The organism is Kribbella sp. WER1, assembly GCF_054189145.1.
In genome coordinates, this window is sequence record NZ_CM135186.1 from 3,503,489 (window position 1) to 3,525,197 (window position 21,709).

15 protein-coding genes are annotated in these 21,709 nt (G+C 69.8%); 11 read left to right on the forward strand and 4 right to left on the reverse strand.

The window, feature by feature from the left end; genetic code table 11:
- Nucleotides 1–17: 17 nt before the first annotated feature.
- The gene (locus ACXJJ3_RS17000; RefSeq protein ID WP_458171093.1) at nt 18–575 is read left to right on the forward strand and encodes a GNAT family N-acetyltransferase; all 558 of its coding nucleotides are present in this window, start codon (nt 18–20) and stop codon (nt 573–575) included.
- Between the two features lie 25 nt (nt 576–600).
- Complete coding sequence (locus tag ACXJJ3_RS17005; protein ID WP_458171094.1) at nt 601–1,851, forward strand: peptidase C39 family protein; 1,251 nt, start codon at nt 601–603, stop codon at nt 1,849–1,851.
- Nucleotides 1,852–1,906: 55 nt separating this feature from the next.
- Here the strand turns inward: ACXJJ3_RS17005 and ACXJJ3_RS17010 are convergent, their stop codons facing one another.
- Nucleotides 1,907–3,610 carry a DUF2207 domain-containing protein gene (locus ACXJJ3_RS17010; RefSeq protein ID WP_458171095.1) on the reverse strand — a complete coding sequence of 568 codons (1,704 nt, stop codon included), beginning with the start codon at nt 3,608–3,610 and terminating at the stop codon, nt 1,907–1,909.
- Nucleotides 3,611–3,740: 130 nt separating this feature from the next.
- On the opposite strand from ACXJJ3_RS17010, the gene ACXJJ3_RS17015 reads away from it, so the two are divergent.
- On the forward strand, nt 3,741–5,060 hold the full coding sequence (locus tag ACXJJ3_RS17015) for a neutral zinc metallopeptidase (protein ID WP_458171096.1): 1,320 nt from the start codon (nt 3,741–3,743) through the stop codon (nt 5,058–5,060).
- 1,677 nt (nt 5,061–6,737) lie between these two features.
- On the opposite strand, the gene ACXJJ3_RS17020 is transcribed toward ACXJJ3_RS17015, so the two are convergent.
- Nucleotides 6,738–6,896, reverse strand: coding sequence for a hypothetical protein (locus tag ACXJJ3_RS17020; RefSeq protein ID WP_458171098.1), 159 nt, complete (start codon nt 6,894–6,896; stop codon nt 6,738–6,740).
- A 700-nt stretch (nt 6,897–7,596) separates the two neighbouring features.
- On the opposite strand from ACXJJ3_RS17020, the gene ACXJJ3_RS17025 reads away from it, so the two are divergent.
- Nucleotides 7,597–8,604 carry a neutral zinc metallopeptidase gene (locus ACXJJ3_RS17025; protein WP_458171099.1) on the forward strand — a complete coding sequence of 336 codons (1,008 nt, stop codon included), beginning with the start codon at nt 7,597–7,599 and terminating at the stop codon, nt 8,602–8,604.
- A gap of 55 nt (nt 8,605–8,659) precedes the next feature.
- Here the strand turns inward: ACXJJ3_RS17025 and ACXJJ3_RS17030 are convergent, their stop codons facing one another.
- Nucleotides 8,660–10,378 carry a DUF2207 domain-containing protein gene (locus ACXJJ3_RS17030; RefSeq protein ID WP_458171100.1) on the reverse strand — a complete coding sequence of 573 codons (1,719 nt, stop codon included), beginning with the start codon at nt 10,376–10,378 and terminating at the stop codon, nt 8,660–8,662.
- A 78-nt stretch (nt 10,379–10,456) separates the two neighbouring features.
- Between ACXJJ3_RS17030 and ACXJJ3_RS17035 the strand changes: the two genes are divergently transcribed.
- From ACXJJ3_RS17035 to ACXJJ3_RS17065, 7 genes are all read left to right on the forward strand, one after another.
- The gene (locus ACXJJ3_RS17035) at nt 10,457–11,581 is read left to right on the forward strand and encodes a neutral zinc metallopeptidase (RefSeq protein WP_458171102.1); all 1,125 of its coding nucleotides are present in this window, start codon (nt 10,457–10,459) and stop codon (nt 11,579–11,581) included.
- On the forward strand, nt 11,578–13,350 hold the full coding sequence (locus ACXJJ3_RS17040) for a protein kinase domain-containing protein (RefSeq protein ID WP_458171103.1): 1,773 nt from the start codon (nt 11,578–11,580) through the stop codon (nt 13,348–13,350). Before ACXJJ3_RS17035 ends, ACXJJ3_RS17040 begins: the two co-directional genes overlap by 4 nt.
- Before the next feature lies 1 nt (nt 13,351).
- Nucleotides 13,352–14,125, forward strand: a complete 774-nt coding sequence (locus ACXJJ3_RS17045) for a hypothetical protein (protein WP_458171105.1) — start codon at nt 13,352–13,354, stop codon at nt 14,123–14,125.
- Between the two features lie 41 nt (nt 14,126–14,166).
- The gene (locus ACXJJ3_RS17050; protein WP_458171107.1) at nt 14,167–14,922 is read left to right on the forward strand and encodes a hypothetical protein; all 756 of its coding nucleotides are present in this window, start codon (nt 14,167–14,169) and stop codon (nt 14,920–14,922) included.
- A gap of 109 nt (nt 14,923–15,031) precedes the next feature.
- A complete protein-coding gene (locus ACXJJ3_RS17055) occupies nt 15,032–18,955 on the forward strand; it encodes a Pls/PosA family non-ribosomal peptide synthetase (RefSeq protein ID WP_458171109.1) in 3,924 nt (1,307 codons plus the stop codon).
- Complete coding sequence (locus ACXJJ3_RS17060) at nt 18,955–20,253, forward strand: M1 family metallopeptidase (protein WP_458171111.1); 1,299 nt, start codon at nt 18,955–18,957, stop codon at nt 20,251–20,253. Before ACXJJ3_RS17055 ends, ACXJJ3_RS17060 begins: the two co-directional genes overlap by 1 nt.
- A gap of 5 nt (nt 20,254–20,258) precedes the next feature.
- On the forward strand, nt 20,259–20,924 hold the full coding sequence (locus ACXJJ3_RS17065) for a hypothetical protein (RefSeq protein ID WP_458171113.1): 666 nt from the start codon (nt 20,259–20,261) through the stop codon (nt 20,922–20,924).
- Here ACXJJ3_RS17065 and ACXJJ3_RS17070 read toward each other — a convergent pair.
- Nucleotides 20,913–21,653 carry a TetR/AcrR family transcriptional regulator gene (locus ACXJJ3_RS17070; protein ID WP_458171115.1) on the reverse strand — a complete coding sequence of 247 codons (741 nt, stop codon included), beginning with the start codon at nt 21,651–21,653 and terminating at the stop codon, nt 20,913–20,915. The two genes, ACXJJ3_RS17065 and ACXJJ3_RS17070, sit on opposite strands and share 12 nt — an antisense overlap.
- Nucleotides 21,654–21,709: the final 56 nt, after the last annotated feature.

Sequence of the window (21,709 nt, forward strand, 5' to 3'; positions counted from 1 at the left end):
TCGAATAGTCTCGATCGGTGAGCTACTCGCTGCCGATCGAGACCGACCGCCTGACCCTTCGACGCTACGTCGACAACGACTACGACGACCTGCTGAAGCTGCAGTCCAACCCGGACGTCACCCGGTTCCTGCTGTACGACGTACGGACGCCCGAGCAGGTCAAGGAGGCCCTCACCGGCCGGTTGGCCGATGTCCCGATGGATGCTGACGGTCAAGCGCTCACCGTCGCGGTCATCCTGCGGGACACCGGTCAGCACCTGGGCGAGGTGACGCTGTTCATGAACAACACCGAACAGCGCACCGGCGAGATCGGGTACGTCTTCCACCCGGAGTCGCACGGCCACGGGTACGCCGCCGAGGCCTCCGTGGAACTGCTGCGCCTCGGCTTCGAGGAGCTCGGCCTGCACCGGATCATCGCCCGGCTGGACGCTCGTAACACCGGCTCGGTGAAGCTGCTGCAACGGCTCGGGCTGCGCCAGGAGGCGCACTTCGTGCAGAACGAGTACCTGAAGGGCGAGTGGACCGATGAACTGGTCTTCGCGATGCTCTACAGCGAGTGGGACGACCGCTCGTAAAATTCTTTCCATTATGCTGGGGCTCGTGGTCCTCAGTGCCAGTGCCGCGCCGAGCCAGGCCGTCAAGGTCGCCCCGGCGCGCGAGGTCGCGTACCGGGGCTGGACCTCGACCGCGGACTTCCTGGCCGGCGAGCAGTTTGGGACCACCGTCGCCGACGGCGCGCTCACGTTCGGTACGCCGACCGGCACCACGTCGTACGCCGACCCGTTCGGCGACGGCACCGCGAAGACGTACGACCGAACCAGCTGGGTGTCGCCGCACGTCAGCACCGGCTTCGGGCTGACCGAACTGGTCGCGTCCTGGAACGCGACCACCCCGCCCGGCACCTGGGTCGAGGTGTCGATGGCCGGTACGACGAACCTCGGCACGCCGACCAAGTGGTACGTGCTCGGCCGCTGGTCCGGCGGCGACGACACCGCGGCCGGCGACATCCACCGGACCTCGGTGCCGAGCCAGGGCGACGCCGACGGATCCGTTGCCGTCGACACCTTTCAGGCCGCGACCGGGAAGTGGCTGGACCGCTGGCAGCTGAAGATCACGCTGTACCGGCTGACCGGGACCACGGCTTCCCCGGTGGTCCGCTCCGTCGGCGCGATGGCGTCCCGGCTGCCGTCCGACAAGAAGGTTGCCGTCAGCCCCCTCGGCGGCGCGGAGGGCCTCACGCTCGACGTACCGACGTACTCGCAGGAGACCCACATCGGGCACTACCCGCAGTGGGACGGCGGCGGTGAGGCCTGGTGCTCGGCGACGTCGTCCGCGATGGTGCTCGACTACTGGGGCGCCGGGCCGACGCGGGCCGAGACGTCCTGGGTGGACCCGTCGGATCCGGACCCGCAGGTGGACCACTCGGCGCGTTCGGTGTTCGACTATTCCTACGACGGCGCGGGCAACTGGCCGTTCAACACGGCGTACGCCGGCTCCCGTGGCGTGGACGCGTTCGTGACGCGGCTGCGGTCGCTGACCGAGGCGGAACAGTTCATCAAGGCCGGGATCCCGTTGATCGCGTCGCTGTCGTTCAAGAAGGGCGACCTGCCCGGCGCCGGGTACGGGACGAACGGGCACCTGATGGTGATCGTCGGCTTCGACAAGGACGGCAACGTGGTCGTCAACGACCCGGCCTCGCATCTGATCGCCAGCGACGACCAGGTCCGGACGACGTACGACCGGACCGCGTTCGAGAACGCGTGGGTCCCGCACTCGGGCGGACTGGTCTACGTCGTGCACCCGGCCGGTACGGCGCTGCCGCCGCCGTCCGACCCGCAACACAACTGGTGAGACGACAGAGCCCGCCACGCCGGGGCGGCGTGGCGGGCTCTGTTCTTTACGAGCCTCAGCGGGCGAACAACGCGCCCGTCAGGTGCGTGGTGAGGTTGCGGAGCGAGTCCGGCAGGTACTGCAGGTGCCAATGCTGCGGTCCGCGGTACCAGGGGAAGCCCTCGTCCTCCACGCCCGGCGTGGTGTCGGTCGCGACCAGTGCGTCGATCCAGCGCTCCGAGCCGCCGAGCACGACGGCGTACGGCAGCGCCCGCGAGCACAGGTCGACGGCCTGGTCGGCCGGGAGCTCGCTGACGTCCATCTCCAGCAGCTCACCGCGGATCGCGGCGACCTGGCCGAGCACGCGGCCCGCGGCCGGAGCCTTGGCCGGCATGTAGCGGCCGACCACCAGCAGACCGACGCCGATCAGCGTGATCGCGATGCCGAGCAGGCCCCACGTCGACAGCAGCGCGAGCAGTACGGTCGCGATCACGCCGACGACGGTGGTCCCGATCCCGATCGTCGCCCACAGCGAGCGGGTCCGGTCCGGGCGCTCGGTGAACCAGCCGCGCTTCACGACACCGTCGTACAGCGCGTCCTGCACCTGCTCGAGACCGGCGCGGACCTGCTTGCCGAGCTCCGAGACCAGCACCGAGTCGGCGTCGCCGAAGATCGCGCGGATCAGGACGTTCTCGTAGCGGTGCAGCTCCTCGGCCGGCGCGTTCGCGACCCGGCGCAGCTCCCAGTCGCCGCGCGCGAACTCGCTGCGCTTGTCCAGCTCGATGATCGTGATGTGGCCGCGGACCGCGAGGTCGATGATCGTCGCGGTCACGTCGACCGGGTCGATCCGCTCGTCGATCAGCGTGCCGACCTCACCCGGACGCAGGTCCGACGGCGGCGTGAAGTCGATCCGGGCGTCCGTACCGAGGCTGAACAGCGACGCCGGTACGACGCGCCGCGGGTCCACCTGGTCGCGGCCACGCAGCCGGTACAGCACACCGAGCGCGACGGCGCCGAGCAGCAGCACCAGCAGCGCCGTGATCAGCTGCGCGGTGTCGGTCGAGAAGGCCCGCTTGAAGGTGTGCCGGTACTCGACGATCGTGTTCGCCGCGATCTGGTCCTTCGGGAAGCCGACGATCATCCGGACCGTGTTGCCCGGCGGCAGCGCGGTCTGCTTGAACGTCGGGCCCGACGTCTCACCGATCTGCGCCAGCGAACACGGGACGTTGCTGTTCACCGGGCCGGCGAAACAGGCCACGTGCGTGACGTCCGGCACGCTGAAGACCGTGTTCACCTCCTGGATCGGGATGCTGATCCCGGTCAACGGAGCGAACTGCACCTCGGTGCCGTCCAGCGTCTTCGACACCGCACCCTTCACCGTGTACGTGAAGTCGAGCTGCGTCGTGCTGCTCGTCACATCCGGTACGGCGATCGACGTGACGTCACCGTCCGTCTTCACCTCGGGCTTCTTGTCCTGACCGCCGGCCTTGACCTGCAGGTCGCCGATCTCCTGGACGTGGTCGATGTCGTTGTCCAGGTGGTCCCGGGTGACGACGAACCGGGTGAAGGTCCCGTTCACGTTGCTCAGCTTCCAGGTCTCCGAAACCCGGAGCAGGCCGTCGCGCTCGACCCGGACCTGACTGTCGTAGTTCGTGACCACCGGGTCGGCGGTCGCGTTGCTTCCGGCCGCGGCACCGGTCCCGGCCGCGCCCGCGGGGACAGCGGACAGGCCGAGCAGGCCGAGGGCACACAGGGATAGCCCGAGGAGACGTAGACGCATCGCCCAATCACACCGTAGAGAGAGGGTCAGGTTGACACCGGGCACCCTAGCGTCTGACAGGTGTCAGGCGAGCAACGGGGGACCCTGACCGCTGCCGAAGTTGAGCCCGCACTCCGGTAGCGTCACGGGGGTGTCAGGCAACCAATGGGGACCACCGCCCGGTCAGCAGTACCCACCTCAGCAGCCGCAACAACCGTGGCAGCAGGGGCCTGGGTACGGCGGAACACCGCCTCCGGGGCGGCCGCCGCAAGGTCCTCCCCAGGGTCCTCCGCAGGGTCCGCCGTACCAGGGGCCGTACCAAGGACCGCCGCAGGGACCGCCGCGGCAGGGTGGACCTGGTTTCCCTGGGCAACCTTTCCCCGGGCAGCCGTACCACGGACCTGGACAGCCGCAGCAGCAGTTCGGCTGGGGCGCCGCGCCCGGCGGACCACGCCCGCCGAAGAAGAAGGGCCGCGGCGCGCTGATCGCCGTACTGGTCGTCCTCGGCGTACTGCTGATCGGCGGCACCGCGCTGAAGGCGATCTCGGCGGCGTTGAAGGGCGACGGCGACCCGACGTCCGAGCCGAGCGTCACGACGACGTACAGCCCGACCCGCCCGACCGAGCCCACCGAGGCGCCGTCGACCCGCGGCGAGCCGACCACGACGCAGTCCACCACCCAGCCGACCCGCCCGACGGCCAGCCGGCAGACGACGACCACGTCCAAGCCGACCACCAACCCCGGCCCGAGCGACAGCGACCTCGTCGTCAAGAACAGCCTGTACAAGGCCGGCGTGATGGCGTCGGTGCGCTGCCGCGAGTCCAGCGCGCGCCCTGCCACCGCAGCCGGCGCCAGGGCCAACTACAAGAACCTCCTGGGTTGCCTCAACAAGGCCTGGGCCCCGATGGTCGCCAAGGCCGGCGGCCGGTTCCGCGCACCGAAGGTGATCACGTTCAGCGGCTCCGTGTCGTCGCCGTGCGGAACCCACCAGGACTCCAACCCGCCGTTCTTCTGCGGCACCAACGACACCATCTACATGAACCTCACCGAGGACATGGGCAACTACAACCGGTACCCGCAGAGCTACCAGAAGGTCTGGGCGCGGATGTGGATGCTGCACCAGATGGCCCACGAGTACGGTCACCACGTCCAGAACAACATGGGCATCCTGCAGGCGTACGCCCGGATCCGCTACGAGCGCCCCAACTACGCCATGGAACTCCAGGACAGCCGCCGCCTCGAACTCCAGGCCTCCTGCTTCTCGGACATCTTCATCGGCGCCAACAAGAGCAGCTACCCGGTCACCGGCCAGTCCCAGGTCCAGTGGCGCTGGCTGATCGGCCACGTCACCGACCTCAACAACGACCACGGCGACGCCAACAACCACCAGTACTGGGCCCTGCGCGGCTACAACGCCCGCGACCCCCGCGTCTGCAACACCTGGGCCGCCTCGGCCAACAAGGTCCAGTGACAACACAGTCCGATCACTCCAGCCGGCCGACCTGCCGAACTAGCTAGCCTGGTGGGTCCGGATCGCGCAGAGTATGTGCCGGGGGAGGCGGCTTCGGCGCCCCACCAACGAGCTACGCCAAGCAAGGTCGTGAGGAGCATCGATGTCGGACAACAGGAACCAGCCCCCGGGAAACCCCCCACAGGAGCCCGTTCCGAACACCCCCAACCAGGCCCAGGACGGCCCGAACACGCCCGACCAGGGCAACCCCACCCCAGGCACGTCCACCCCGGGCAGCTCCGGCCCGGGTACACCCGGCGCGGGTAGCTACGGCCCGGGCGCGTCCGACGCAGGAAACTCCAACTCGGGTACGTCGGGCCCGGACGCCCCCGGCAGCTACGGCCCAGGTACCTCGGGCGCTCCCAACCAGTACGCCCCCTCCGGCAACCCCGGAACTGGCGGCCCTGGTACGAGCGGGCCTGGGGGGTCAGGTGTTGGGGAGAGCTGGTTCTCCCGACGTGAGCCCGAGACGAGCGGCCCCGGCACGAGCTCAGCCGATCAGCACGCCCCCGGCGGCTCCGGCGCGGGCAGCTCTGGTGGTACTGCGGGTTCTACCGGTGCTGGTAGCTCCGGCGGGCAGGGCTCGTCCGGTGGATGGTTCGGTGCGCGGGACAACGATCGCGGACCGCAGGCGCCCAACGACGGCCAGCCCGGTACGAGCGAGGGACAGTCCTCCAGCTGGTGGAGCGGCGACAACGAAACCAAGCGCGAATTCCAAAGCCCAGGTCAACCCGCCGCCCCCGCCAACAACTGGTTCGACGGCGGCTGGGACCCCACCCGCCGCGAACACCCCGACGAGCCGATCCCCAACCAACCCCCCACCAACCGAGGCCCAGGCCAACCAGCCCCCGGCCAATACCCCCAAGCCCAACCCACCCAGCACTCCCCCGCCCCCAGCTACCCCACGCAGCGCCCAGGCCAACCCGGCCAAGCCAACTCCGGCCCCGCCAACTCCAGCCAAGGTCAATCCGCCTCCGGGCAGTACGGCTCCGGCCAGTACAGCTCCGACCAGGGCAGCTCGGCGCAGGGTGGACCGGATCAGCTCGGTCCCGGTCAGCCCGCGGCTGGTCAGCCCGGCTCCGGGCAGTACAGGTCCGGGCAGTACCGGCCCGGGCAGTCCAACTCGGGTCAGAGCGGACCGGGTCAGCCTGACCCTAGGCAGTACGGCGCGGGTCAGTCTGGCGCAGGGCAGTACGGCGCAAGGCAGTACGGCGCAGGGCAGGCGGATTCGAGTCGGCCGGGCTCCGGGCAGGGCGGCTCCGGGCAGTCGGGGCTGAGCTACCCAGGGCCGGGGCAGTCCGGCCCTGGCACATCCGGCCCTGGCACATCCGGCCCTGGCACATCCGGCCCTGGCACATCCGGCCCTGGCACATCCGGGGCTGGCACATCCGGGGCCGGTGCATCCGGTCCGGGTACGGCCGGGGCTGGGGCGGCTGAGGATGGGCAGGAGGCTTGGCGGGCTAATCCGGATTGGTCTCCGTCGACGCCGGCCTGGTCGGAGCAGCCGGTGGAGCCTGCGCCGGGTGATTCGGCGACCTCCGAGCTGTGGCAGCCGAATCGGGGGCAGGGCGGGTCGAGTACTCCGGATCCGTGGCAGCCTCGGCCGTCGTGGTCGGAGCCGCCTGAGTCCGGCGCAGGTCAGTCCCAGGACGCTTCGTCCGGTACACCGTCACGCGGCACCTCGGGTACGCCGTCCGCCGACAGCTCCAGTACGCCGTCCGCCGGCAGCTCCAGTACGTCGTCCGCTGGCGCGTCCGGTACGTCGCCCGGCGGCAACTCGGGTACGTCTACCGGCACGGCTGGTGCGTCTGCCCGCACGGGTGGTGCGGCTGGTACGTCTGCCGGTACGGGCGGTGCGGCTGCTGGTACAGCTGGTACGCCTGCCGGGGCCGGTGGTACGGCTGCCGGGGCCGGTGGTACGGCTGCCGGGGCCGGTGGTGCGGCTGCCGGGGCGGGTGGTGCGGCTGCTGGTGCCGGTGGTGGGTCGGACCGGGGTGGTGTGGGTGGTGCTCGGGATGGTGGTGGGTCGCCGGCTGGGGACGGTGGGGGCTGGGGTAATCAGTCTTGGACGTTGCAGGGTGGTGGGCGGGAGTCGGAGTCGAGTGCTTGGCAGGCCTCGCCTTCGCAGCCTTCGCAGCCTCGGCAGCAGCAGGCGGGGCCGCATTCTGAGGGGTCTTATTTGTGGGGGGCTCAGGGGAGTCAGGAGCAGCAGCCGGCTTCGCCTTGGAGTAATGCGTTGCCGCCTCAGAACCAGCAGGGCGGTGGACGGCACTCTGCGCCGCAGGGCGGGCAGGGTGGATGGGCGGGTCAGGGTGGGCCTGGATCGCAGGGCGGGCCTGGATCGCAGGGCGGTCAGGGCGGGCCTGGTGGACCAGGGGCACACGGTGGTCAGGGCGGGCACGGTGGGGCAAGCGGCCCAGGTGGCCCAGGTGGAACTGGGCCAAATGGGCCCGGTGGACCCAATGGCCCCGGTGGGTCGGGGGCGCAGATTGGGCCTATGGGGCAGCCGGTGCAGCAGGCGCCGACCTGGCAGTATCCGCCTATTCCTATTCCGCAGCCGCCGGGTGGTCGGCGCCGCAAGAAGAAGAAGTTGACGCGGCCTTTGCTGATCGGGTTGCTGGCGCTGGCGGTGCTGGTGCTGGGCACCGGGATCACTTTGATCGTGCGTAGTGTGGGCGGCGGTGACGCGGAGGCCAAGCAGTCGCCGTCGGTTTCGCAGACGCCTTCGGAGTCGCCTTCGCCGTCGCCCAGTCCGTCCTCGCCGTCGCCTTCGACGCCGCGGGGGCCTACGGTGGATGAGGTTGTCAAGGGGAGCCGGTTGTACTCGATCGGTCCGGTGGCGGCTTCGAAGTGTGTGGAGCCCGCGTGGGCGCCGGTTACCGTCGCGGCCGATCAGCAGTACTACAACCGGCTGCTGCTCTGTCTGGGTCGCACCTGGTGGCTGGCGATGAAGAAGGGCAATCTGCCGTTCCGGCACCCGAAGGCGGTCGTGTACGTCGGCAAGCTCTCCTCACCGTGCGGCATGCAGCGCAGCGTCCGCGCGGCGTACTGCCTGGCGAACGAGACCATCTACCTGCCGTTCACGGTCGACAACGCCAACTACACGAAGAACCCGGTCTACGCCCGCGCGGTCATGCTCAACACGTTCGCCCACGAGTACGGGCACCACGTGCAGAAGCTGAGCGGGATCCTCGGGTCGTCGATGGCGCGGCAGAAGAGCATGAACGCGACGCAGCAGCTGACCGAGAGCCGTCGGCGCGAGTTGCAGGCGACCTGTCTCGGTTCGGTGTACCTGGGCGCGAACGCGCCGTTCATCCCGATGTCCGGGCCGCTGCTGGCGAACTGGAAGATCCTGATCGCGCACATGGGCGACGACTACGCCGTGCCGCGCGGTCACGACCACGGCAACCGGGTCAGCAACTACCAGTGGTCCATTGCCGGGTTCAACAGCAAGCAGCCCAACTCCTGCAACACGTTCACGGCGGCTGACGTCCGCGTCAACTGACGGAAACAACAAAAGAGCCGGCCCATCAACACGATGGGCCGGCTCTTCAACGTTCTCAGCCGAACAGCCGCCGTGCGCTGCTCAGCGAGCCGCCGAACGAGGTGACGAAGTTGCTCAGCGACTCACCGATGTTCGACAGGTGCCAGTTGTCCGGGCCGGAGTACCAGCCGATGCCCTCGTCCGGGTCGTCGTCGTCATCGGTGGCGGCGATCTCCAGCGCCCACTTCTCGGTCAGCCCGAGTACGGCGGCGTACGGCAGGCACCGGGACGCGAACTCGAGCCGGCTGCCCTCGGGCAGGTCCGCCGAGGTCTCGTTCGCCAGGTAGTGCTGCAGACCGAACACCCGGCCCAGTACGGCGGCACCGCGCGCCGTACGCGCCGGCGCGGCCTGACCGACCAGTGCGAGCACCAGACCCGCAGCCATCACGGCAAACCCGACCAGCGCGAACTTGCTGACGATGGCGAGCACAATCGTCAGTACGACGCCTGCACCGAGCAGCACCACGCCCGCGGTCGTCCAACGGTTCCGTACGGCGTCCGGGCGGTTGTTGAACCAGCCCTGCGTGACGACGTCGGCGTACAGCTGCTCCCGGACCAGGTTGAGCCGCGGCCGCAGCGAATGCCCGAGGTTGGACACCAGTACGGAGTCCCCGTCGGCGAAGACCGCGTCCAGCAGCGCCTTCTCGTACGCGAGCAGCTCCGGGCCGCCCGGGTGCAGCCGCTTGAGTTCCCAGTCCAGCTTGCCGAAGTGCGAGTCCCGGGGCTGCTCGACGATCGTCAGGTAGTTGCGAACGGCAAGGTCCAGCAGGGTCGCGGTGATGTCGACGACGTCGGCCGACTCGTCGACCACGGTGCCGACCTGGCCGGGCCGGATACCGTCCGGCGCGGCGAACTGCGGGCCGTCGGCACCGTCGAGCACCGGGCGTTCCGGCGCACCGTGGCCGACCTTGGCGGCGTCGCGGCCGCGGAAGAACCAGAGGCCGACCGCGCCGAGCAGCCCGATCCCGAACACCAGGATCGCCAGCCCGCCGGTGGTCGAGTCGACCGTGAACGCGCGGCTCAGCGACCACGGCGTCGTGTACTTCGCATTCGGCTGCACCGTGGCCTGGTCGCTCAGCCCGGTCAGGAACGTGACGCGGCCGGCCGCGGGGACGCCGTTCTGCTGGATCTCCAGCTCGGCGGACTCGCCCAGCTGCGACGTCGTACACGGCATGCTGGACCCGGTCCGGCCGGCGAAGCAGGTCACCCAGGTCGCGAACGGGATGCTGACGTTCAGCTTGGCCTCGGGGATCGACACGCCGAAGCCCTGCACGACCGGCCAGCTCACCTCGCGGCCGTCGACCGAGTCGGCGACCACGTTGTCGACGGTGTAGTTGTAGACGATCTGAGACTTCCCGGAGACGTTCAGCGTGAGCTTGCGGCCGCCGTCGACGCTCTGGTTCTCGAAGCCCTGCGCGGGCTGCCCGTTCACCGTCGCGGACACGTCCGTGATGCCGTACGTCCGGTCCCGCTCGGCGTCGGCGCGGACCTGGGTGGACAACGTCCGGCTGAACGTCGTACCGCCGGGGGCCAGGTCCACGGTCTCCTTGACCTGCAGCTTGCCGTCCTTGGTCAGGGTCGCGTCCGCGGTGTACGCCGTGATCTGGTCGTCCGCGGTCACTGTGGCCACGGCGGCCTGCGCGGACACCGGGCTGAGGGCAACGAACAGGCCCGCGACCGGGGCGGTCAGGGACATCAGGAGGGCTGCCGGGAGGAGGCGGCGCTTCGGTGACATGGGTCGAGAGTAGTCTCGTGCCGGTTCGTGCTGCGAACCCGACAGACCGCGTGACCGACCACATGGAGGCCAAGAGCTGTGAGCAGCCCGTACGGCTACGGTGGCCAGCAACCGGGCCAGCCGCAAGGCCGGCCGCTCGGCCCGCCACCTGGTGTGCTGCCGCCGCCACAGGCCGCGCCATGGCCCCCGCAACAGGGCCAGGCGCCATACCAGGGCCAGCCGTACCAGGGCCAGCAGGGCCAGGGCCAGCCGTACGGCGCCCCCGGCCACTTCAACGGGTTCCACCCGCCGCCGCGGCGCGACAACTCGTTCCGGCTGGTGCTGCTCGGCTTCTCGCTCCTCGTGGTGATCGGTGTCGCGGCAGCGATCATGGCGGTCGTGCTGTGGACCCGTGGCGACACGACCACCGCCTCGGGGCCGGTGGAGCCCAAGGTGTCCGGCCCGTCGATCGTGCCGGAGCCGACCACGCACCCGGAGAAGGGGTCCGCGGAGGACTTCCTGCTGAACGCGGACGTGTACCGCACCGGCCCGCTGGCGGAACAGAACTGCAAGTCGGCCGACCTCGGCAACGGGGGCCTGGCCGCGCAGAAGGTCTACTACCAGCGCCTCTTCAAGTGCCTGAACGACGCGTGGCGGCCGGTCTTCCACGAGCTCGGGCAGGACAAGCCGGACCCCGGCCTGGTCGTCTTCGACAAGCCGGTGCAAACCGCGTGCGGCAACTTCGAGCCGCTGTCCGGCCGGGTGCTGGCGTTCTACTGCTACGGCAACCAGGTCATGTACGTCGACGTGAAGCAGATGGACAAGGCGTTCGGTCCGAAGGAGGACCTGGCGTACCTGATGACGATCGCGCACGAGTACGGGCATCACGTGCAGGGTGTTACCGGGCTGTTCTACGCGCGGGCGGCGTACCTGCAGGATCATCCGGACCAGAAGCTCGAGAGCTCGCGGCGGAACGAATTGCAGGCGTCGTGCTTCGGCGGCGTGTTCAGCCGGGCGGTGGCGAAGTCGTACCCGTTGACCCAGCGGCTGGCCGAGTTCAAGGAGCAGTCCAGCAACAGCTTCGGTGAGTCGCCGGACACGCCCGAGGACGAGCGTACGCACGGTCTGGCGACCAGCCAGGGGTTCTGGATCCAGAACGGGTTCAACGTCGGCGCCAACAAGGCGTGCGACACCTTCGCGGTATCGGCGGACCTGGTGAAGTGACGGGCCGCCTGATCGGGGGCCGCTACCTGTTGGGGGAACCGCTCGGTTCGGGCGGTATGGGCTCGGTCTGGCGTGCCCACGACGAGCAGCTGGACCGTACGGTCGCGCTGAAGCGCGCACACCCCGGTGTGGACGACCAGGAGGGCCGGCGGCTGCGTCGTGAGGCGCGTACGGGTGCCCGGCTGCACGATCCGCACGTGGTGACGATCTTCGACGTCGTGTCGGACGGTGACGAGCACTGGCTGGTGCTCGAGTACCTGCCGTCGCGCAGCCTGGACGAACTCGGCGCATTGCCCGTCGACCAGGTCGCCCGGATCGGCGGCCAGATCGCGTCCGCGCTGCGCGCCGTCCATGCGGCCGGCATCATCCACCGGGACCTGAAGCCGGGAAACATCCTGGTCACAGCGGACGGTACGGCGAAACTCGCCGACTTCGGCATCTCCCGCCGCATCTGGGCCGAGGCGACGCTCACCGACAGCTCGACCGTCGGTACGCCGAACCACCTCGCCCCGGAGGTGGCCAATGGCGGCGAACCCACGACCGCGTCCGACGTCTTCTCACTCGGCGCGGTGCTCTACAGCGCACTGGAAGGCCACTCGCCGTTCGGAGAGGACCCGAACACGCTAGCGGTACTACGACGCGCAGCCCGCGGGGAAATCGAGCCCCTGCGGCGGGGAGGCGAGCTGACGCCGCTGATCACCCGCATGCTCGCCGTAGATCCGGCAGACCGCCCGACAGTCGACCAGGTGATGCAAGAGCTCGGTGGCACGGCTCCTACGCCGATCAAGCCCCGCAGACGCTGGGTGATCCCAGCCGCCGCAGCAGGCGTCGCTGTTGTCGCAGTACTAGGCGTACTGATCGGGAGGGCCGTCTCAGGACAGCCACCCACCGCATCACCACCTAGAACCTCTACAACGCCTGCGGCGGCAGACCTAATAGGCGATCCGTTGACGGTCAACCCGTGCGCGCTGATCGACGAGGCGTCCCTGAGCCGTTTCGGCCAGCCGTCGCTGGATCCGGCGTACGGGAACTTTGACCGCTGCGACGTGGTCGTGACCGGCAAGGGCGACCAGGAGGTCGACGTACGTGCCGAGCTGAACCTCCCCGGCAACAGTTCGCTCCGAGGCACCGTGCAGAAGTACACCGGCAACCTAAGAACCGTGACGCGAGAGAAGGTCGACGGGGACTCCTGCGAGCGGTTGCTGGTGCTGTCCGACAAGACACAGATCCAGGTGGTCGCCAAGTACACCCAGGGCTCCGGGATGGACCTCTGCAGCATGGCCGAAGCGGTCACCCAGAAGGCGATCGGTGTCATCCAGGCAGGCCCGATCCCGCGCCGCACCGAACCGCTCCCGGCCAACTCGCTCGCCCACGTCAACGCCTGCACGCTCCTGGACCAGAAGGCGCTGGCAGTGGTCCCCGGGATCAACGCGGCGCGCCAGGACAAGTCGTTCGGCAACTGGCGATGCGGCTGGGACAGCACGGCCAACGACATCGAGGTGGACCTGTACTTCGACCGCGACCAGCCCGACGGGACGGATGGCCAGCCGATCACGGTAGGCGGCCGGCACGCGGTCGTGTCCAACGAGAACGACGGTCCGCAGACGTGTGCGGTAGTGATCGTCTTCCGGGAGTACGTCGAGACCAACGGGCAGGACCAGGACGAACTGGTAACCGTGTCCGTCGCAGGCTCGGCAAAACCGACCACCCTGTGCGGGCTGGCGACAAAACTGGCCGAGTCCGCCGCGCCGAAGCTCCCGAAGGCGTGACATGGAGCCGATCCGCAGACTCCCCCAGGACCAGCGCAGCCTCGCGTCCGGCGTACCGGACGCGCAGCCGGGGACCATCTTCGTACTGAGCGTCGAGGGCGGCGTCAGCGCCGACCCCGGTCCGCACCGGACCATCCTGTTCGGCCGGAACCGCTCAGAGGTCCACGTGTCGGTCGGTGAGGATGACCAGCGCGTCAGCCGCATGCACGGGTCCATCAGCTACCGCGGCGGCCAGTGGTGGGTAGCAGTGACCGGCAGGCTGCCCGTGCGGTTCCCACGCGAGCAGATGCTGTTCGGCGGCGAGGACCCGATGCCACTCGCAGCCGGTTACACACCGCTCTTCGTCCAGGGCTCCAGCGGCCGTGAGCACCTCTTGCAGGTGTACGTCGTGGGCGACAGCGGCAGCCGCCCGGTACTGCGGCCACGTGACCCAACGCAGCCGCCGCGGACCTGGCAGCTCTCGCCGGCGGAGAAGCTGGCGCTGATCGTGGTCGGCCAGAGGTACCTGCTCCACGACCTGCACCCGCTCCCGCTGTCGTGGCGGCAGGCCGCGGATCAGCTGGCCGAGGTACAGCCCGGTGAGAGCTGGACGCCCAAGCGGGTCGAGCACCTGGTCTCGAACGTACGCACCCGGCTGTCGCGGGACGGCGTACCCGGGCTGACGCGTGAAGAGGTCGGCGAGCCCGTCGGCAACGCTTTGAACGACAACCTGTTCCGGGTGCTGCTGCTGACCACCACGCTCGTCCCGAGGGATCTGGACGTGCTGGACGACTGAGCTCGGGAGGGGTCCCCGGCGACCGGCTTTAGCTTCACCGCATGTTCAAGCTGCTGATGGCCCTCACGCTGCTCGTCCCGCTGCCTGCACACGCCTCCGCGGACCGCCTGGAGATCACTTCCGGCGGTACGGCGGCCAACCCGAAGGTGTACGACGGCCACGGCCGGTCCGTCGCCGGGATCACCGTCGAGGCCGACAACGTCGTCGTCCGGAACTACGTCCTCGAGAAGCCGGACGCACCCGGCGTCGAGGTGACCGGCAACAACATCACGGTGTCGCATGTGACAATCACCGATCCGCAGGGCGGTGACGGCGACGGGATCCGGTTCTTCGGGAACGACCTGAAGATCGTCGGCAACACGATCCGCGGTACACACAACACCGACGACCGGCACGCCGACTGCCTGCAGACGTTCGCGTCGGACACGCCGCCGAGCCGGCGGGTGCTGATCGAGGGCAACCGCTGCGAGCAGATCGACAACATGTGCCTGATGGCCGAAGGTCCGAACGACGGCGAGGGCGACGGGCACGGTCACAGCGACCACTTCGTCTTCCGCAACAACTACTGCCAGACCCTGGACGCGTCGCAGGCGCTGATGATCGAGGACATCCAGCACCTCACGGTCACCGGCAACACGTTCGCGGCCAGGCCGGACAAGGTGGTCGGCCTGGCGATCAACTCCACGAACGCCACCATCGGCACCAACAAGGTCGGCCCGGACATCGACTGCTACGTCGGCATCGACGACTCGTCCCGCCCCGGATACCAGGGCCCGAAGCCGGAGTGTGCGCCGTGACCCGCGACAACGCGATCAACGTCCCGGTGTAGCTCAAGCGGTTGATGGACACACCCACGTGTTCGCTTCGGGTTATCGAACTGGTAACTGAGCGGCGTATTATCCGCCCGTGACGTTGCGACGCGGGGAGTTGGCGACGGCCGCGCGGACGTTGGTGGACGTTCTCGAAGAGACCGCCGGCACGTACGCCGACGAGCCGGCACTGGACGACGGCAGCGTCAGCCTCAGCTACCGCGAACTGCTGGAGCAGACCGGCAAGTTCGCGGCCCGGCTGACCGCGGCCGGGATCGGGCCGGGCGACCGGATCGGGATCCGGATCTCGTCCGGCCACAACGACCTGTACGTGGCGATTCTCGGCACCCTGCAGGCCGGCGCGGCGTACGTACCGGTCGACGCCGACGACCCGGACGAACGCGCCGAGCTGGTCTTCGGTGAGGCCGACGTCGCCGCGACCGTCGGCGACGACCTCGCGCTCACGCTGACCCGTCCGCAGCCCGACCCGATCGACAACGACGCGGCCAACGGCGCGTTCGACTACCCGTACTCCGCCCGGATGGACGCCTCGAGTACGACGGAACCGAAGGGCACCGGCCCGGAGCCGGCCGACGACGCGTGGATCATCTTCACGTCGGGCTCCACCGGCGTACCGAAAGGCGTCGCGGTCACGCACCGCTCGGCCGCCGCGTTCGTGGACGCCGAGGCCCGGTTGTTCCTGCAGAGCGAGCCGATCGGCCCGGACGACCGCGTGCTCGCCGGGCTGTCGGTCGCGTTCGACGCGTCCTGCGAGGAGATGTGGCTGGCCTGGCGGCACGGCGCCTGCCTGGTGCCGGCGCCGCGCAGCCTGGTCCGCACCGGCATGGACCTCGGCCCGTGGTTGGTTGCCCAAGGCATCACTGTGGTCTCGACCGTGCCGACGCTGGCGGCGCTCTGGCCGGCCGACGCGCTGGACCAGGTCCGGCTGCTGATCTTCGGCGGCGAAGCGTGCCCGCCGGAGCTGGCCGAGCGGCTGGCGATCGAGGGCCGCGAGGTCTGGAACACGTACGGCCCGACCGAGGCGACCGTGGTCGCGTGTGCCGCGCGGCTCACCGGCGAGGGCCCGGTCCGGATCGGCCTCCCGCTGGACGGTTGGGACCTCGCCGTGGTCGATGCTGCAGGCAACGAAGTCGCCGACGGCGAGATCGGTGAGCTGATCATCGGCGGCGTCGGCCTGGCCCGGTACCTGGACCCGGTCAAGGACGCGGAGAAGTTCGCGCCGATGCCGACGCTCGGCTGGGAGCGCGCGTACCGCAGCGGCGACCTGGTCAGGTCGGATCCGCTCGGCCTGCTGTTCCAGGGCCGCGCCGACGAGCAGGTCAAGCTCGGCGGCCGCCGGATCGAGCTCGGCGAGGTCGACGCCGCCCTCCAGGCACTGCCCGGCGTCAGCGGCGCCGCGGCCGCCGTACGGAACAGCGCGGCCGGTAACCAGCTCCTCGTCGGGTACGTCGTACCGGACGACCCGGAGGCGTTCGACAACGCGAAGGCCACCGAGCGGCTGCGGGAGGCACTGCCCGCGGCGCTCGTACCGTTGCTCGCGATCGTCGACACGCTGCCGACCCGGACCTCCGGCAAGGTCGACCGGAACGCGCTGCCCTGGCCGCTGCCCGGGATGGACAGCGACGGCCCGGCGGCCGAGCTCAGCGGTACGGCGGGCTGGCTGGCCGAGCGCTGGACGAAGGTCCTCGGCGCGAAGGTCACCGGCCCCGACAACGACTTCTTCCTGCACGGCGGTGGCAGTCTCGCGGCGGCGCAGCTGGTGTCCGCCCTGCGCGAGCAGTACCCCGAGGTGACGGTCGGCGACATCTACGAGTACCCGCGGCTCGGGGCGCTCGCGGAACGGCTCGACGACTTCCAGCCCGCCCTGCAGGAGCCCGTCGAACTGCGCGAGATCCGGCCGACGCCGCGCGGTACGCAGCTGCTGCAGACCGCGCTGACCCTGATCCTGCAGACCGTCGTCGGCGTCCGCTGGCTGGTCTACCTGTTCACGCTGAACAACCTGCTCGCCGCGCTGATCGACCCGCTGCCGTGGGCGCGGACCGTGTCCTGGTGGTGGATCCTGGCCGGCTGGCTGATCCTGATCAGCCCCGCGGGCCGGATGGGCATCGCGGTCGTCGGCGCCCGGATCCTGCTCCGCAGCCTGAAGCCCGGTACCTATCCGCGGGGCGGCAACGTCCACGTCCGGCTCTGGGCGGCCGAGAACCTGGCCGACGCGGCCGGCGCCGCGAACCTCGCCGGCGCCCCGTGGATCACGTACTACGCCCGCGCGCTCGGCGCGAAGATCGGCCGCGGCGTCGACCTGCACACGCTCCCGCCGATCACCGGCATGCTGACGATGGGCCGCGGCGCCTCGATCGAGCCCGAGGTCGACCTGGCCGGCTACTGGACCGACGGCGACCAGCTGCACGTCGGCGCGGTCTCGGTCGGCGCCGACGCGGTCGTCGGCTCCCGCAGCACGCTGCTGCCCGGCGCCGAGATCGGCCGGAACGCCGAGATCATGGCCGGCTCCGCGGTCTCCGGGAAGGTCCCGGCCAACGAGCGCTGGTCCGGTTCCCCCGCGGCCCGGATCGGCCGCGCCCGGCACCCGTGGCCGGATCATCGTCCCAACCGCGCGCCGTGGTGGGTCGCGGCGTACGGCGCGCAGTCCGCGCTGATGTCGCTGATCCCGGTGGCCGGTGCCGCCGCGGCGTTCGCCGTCCTCGGGCACGCGCTGCGCGGTACGTCGGACCTGCAGGAGGCGGCGCTGCATGCGCTGGGCGCCGTTCCGCTGATGACGGTGGTCGGTTTCGCGACGATCGCCGTACTGACGCTGATCGGGGTCCGGCTGCTCGGGATCGGCATCAAGCCGGGCCACTACCCGGTCCGTAGCCGGATCGGCTGGCAGGTCTGGGCGACCGAGCGGCTGCTGGACTCCGCGCGCACCCTGCTCTTCCCGCTGTACGCCAGCCTGCTGACGCCGTGGTGGCTGCGGGCGCTCGGCGCCAAGATCGGCCGCGACGTCGAGGCGTCGACGGTGCTGCTGCTGCCGAAGATGACCACGGTCGGTGAGGGCGCCTTCCTGGCCGACGACACGATGATCGCGTCGTACGAGCTGGGCGGCGGCTGGCTGCACGTGGCCGGCGCGAAGGTCGGCAAGCGCGCGTTCCTCGGCAACTCCGGGATGACCGCGCCCGGCCGGGCGGTCCCGAAGAACGGCCTGGTCGCTGTGCTCTCCGCGGCGCCAAAGAAGTCCAAAGCCGGTACGTCGTGGCTCGGCTCCCCGCCCGTCAAGCTCCGCCGGCAGGCCGTCTCCGGCGACCAGAGCCGCACGTACAACCCGCCGTTCAAGCTGAAGGTCGCCCGCGCGCTGGTCGAGCTGTGCCGGTTCGTGCCGATGATGTGCACAGTGCTGATCGCGCTCGGCGTGCTGTTCGGGCTGCAAGCGCTCGACATCTGGCTCGGCCCGTGGCTCGCGATGCTGCTCTCCGGTGCGGTCATCCTGGCCGCCGGCGCGGTCGCGGGCGGGATGGCGACGGTCGCGAAGTGGCTGATCGTCGGCCGCACCCGCGCGGTCGAGTACCCGCTGTGGAGCTCGTTCGTGTGGCGCAACGAGGTCGTCGACAGCTTCGTCGAACTGGTCGCCGCGCCGTGGTTCGCGAACGCCGCCGCCGGGACGCCGGTGCTGAACCTCTGGCTGCGGTCACTCGGAGCGAAGATCGGCAAGGGCGTCTGGTGCGAGACGTACTGGCTGCCCGAGGCGGATCTGATCACCCTGGGCGACGGCGCCACGGTGAATCGCGGTTGCGTGCTGCAGACGCACCTTTTTCATGATCGAGTTCTCTCCATGAGTACAGTCACCTTCGGGCCCGGGGCAACACTCGGGCCGCACGGCATCGTCCTCCCGGCCGCCGGGATCGGAGCAGGGGCTACCATCGGCCCGGTGTCTCTCGTGATGCGTGGTGAAGGTGTCCCAGCCGGTACGCGCTGGGCAGGGAACCCGATCGCCCCCTGGCAGGGCTGATGGTTGACCGCTATGTGCCCACCCACGGAAACCCCGGCTACAAGGTCGAGTCGTACGACCTGGAGCTGGACTATCGGGTCAACAGCAACCGGCTGAGCGGCAAGGCGACGATCACCGCCTTCGCCACCGAGCCGCTGACCCGCTTCAGCCTCGACCTGTCCGGCCTCCGCGCGTCGAAGGTCTCGGTGAACGGCCGCCGTCCGCAGCGCTTCACCCAGCGCGCCGGCAAGCTCTACGTCACCGCGCCGATCCCGGACGGCGCCGAGTTCTCGATCGACGTCCAGTACGGCGGGAACCCGAAGCCCGAGGACAGCCCGTGGGGCGAGCTCGGCTGGGAGGAGCTCACCGAGGGCGTGATCGTCGCCAGCCAGCCGAGCGGCGCGGCCACCTGGTTCCCGTGCAACGACCACCCCGGCGACAAGGCGCACTACCGGATCTCGATCACCACGGACTCGCCGTACCAGGTGGTCGCGAACGGACGGCTGGTGTCGCGCCGGGTGAAGGCGAGCCGGACGACGTGGGTGTTCGACCAGGCGGCGCCGATGGCGACGTACCTCGCGACCGTGCAGATCGGGAGGTACGACGAGGTCGACCTGGCCACGTCCCCGGTGACGACCCGGGGCGTGCTGCCGGGCGGGCAGATCCGCGAGTTCCGGCACGACTTCGGGCGCCAGCAGGACATGATGAAGGTCTTCTGCCGGCTGTTCGGGCCGTACCCGTTCGGCGGGTACACGGTCGTGGTGACCGACGACCCGCTGGAGATCCCGCTGGAGGCGCAGGGCATCTCGGTGTTCGGCAGCAACCACGTGGACGGGCGCCGCGGATCCGAACGGCTGGTCGCGCACGAGCTCGCGCACCAGTGGTTCGGCAACAGCCTGACCCCGTCGCACTGGCAGCACATCTGGCTGAACGAGGGCTTCGCCTGCTACGCCGAATGGCTGTGGTCGGAGGAGTCCGGCGGGCTGACCGCCGACCAGCAGGTCGCGAAGGCGCACACCCGGCTGAAGGGCCTGGACCAGGACCTGCTGCTGTCCGACCCGGGGCCCGAGCTGATGTTCGACGACCGGCTCTACAAACGCGGTGCGATCACCCTGCACGTACTGCGGAAACACCTGGGCGACGAGGCGTTCTTCGAACTGCTCCGCACCTGGACCAAGACGCACCGGCACGGATCCGTGAGTACGGCGGAGTTCATCGCGCTGGCCAGCGCGTTCAGCTCCGACGAGGACGCGCTGCGGGACCTGTTCGCCGCCTGGCTGGACGCGTACGAACTGCCGTCGCTGCCTCGGAGGCGTTGAGTCGGATGAGCATCGGGTGGGAGTTCTTCGGCGGTACGGCAGTGATCCTGCTGATCGTCATCGTCGCCGGTCGCCGGCTCCGCCGCCCGGGCTCGCCGAAGGGACCCACCTGGCGCAACATCGCGATCGGCGCGGTGCTGTTCGTCGCGGCCGGCGGGCTGTACACGCTGCCGCCGCACAGCGTCGTACTGGCGACACTGGTGATGGTGCTCGGCTGCGGGTTCTTCGTGATCGGGATCGCGACGCTCGGCGGCGGCTACTTCGGGTACCTCGGCGCGGCCGCGGCCGGCATGGCGGCCGTCCCGTGGATGATGACGCCGACGCCGCTGGTGATGTCGCACGTCGGCCGGACGGTGACCTGCAAGGTCCGCGACTACGACGGGACCGGGGTGCAGTCGTTCACGGCCGACTGCCCAGACGGCCACAGCCACGACATGAGCAGCGGTGACTACAAGCACTTCCCGCACGGCCAGGTCCAGTTGATCGTCGACCCGAACAACGTGCTCCCCGCCCAGTTCGCCGGCCCGATGCACGTCACCACCAAGGTCGTCGCGAGTGTCCTCTGCCTGCTCGGCGCCTCCGGCATCGTGGCCGCGGCGGCCGTCACCAACCGCCGGCGACGCGGAAACGTCCCCCACGTCGCCAACCCCGGCTACAGCTCAGGCCCTTAGCCCGGACCGCTTCTGGGTGATGAGTACCTCGATGCCGTCGAGGATCCGTTCGAGGCCGAACGCGATGTCGTCGTCGTGGACCTCGTCGGTGTAGTGCTCGCCGGCCATCAAACCGGCAAGGATCGAGTAGCCGAGCTCCTGCAGCCGCGGCTCCAGGAACTGGGTCACCGCGACCGGCTCGACAGACGTGGTCGTGCTTTCCCGCACGTCACGACGGGCACTGGCGGTACGCCGCGCGTACCCGTCGAGCAGCAGCGCACACGACAGACCTTCGGTGGGACTCAGCCCGGCGCCGGTCAGCACCCGCAGGATCGCCTCGGCCCAGCCGAGCAGGTGCGGGGTCATCGGCGCGCCGCGGATCGGGAGGTCGGAGAGCCACGGGTGGACGTCGCAGCGATCGACCATCGCCCGGGTCCAGCCGGCCGCTCCGGCGCGCCAGTCCCCCGCGTCCAGGTCCGGTGGCGGACCCCAAGCGGCGTCGGCGAGCAGGACCAGTAGCTCGTCGCGGGACCTGACGTACCGGTAGATCGCGTTCGCGGTCAGGCCCAGCTTCTGGGCGAGTTTGGGCATCGACAGCGCGGCAAACCCGTCGGCATCGGCCAGGTCGAGGGCCGCGTCGACGATCTGCTCGACACTCTGCGTCGGCTTCCGGCCGAGTCGGTGCTTGGCCGGCTGGCCCCAGGCCAGCACCAGTCCCGGCGGCAGGTGCTCATCGTCGGTTGTCGGCATCGGCAGGCTCCTCGGTTTGACTTCGTGTGTACCTTACACTTTATATTAGTGCGACC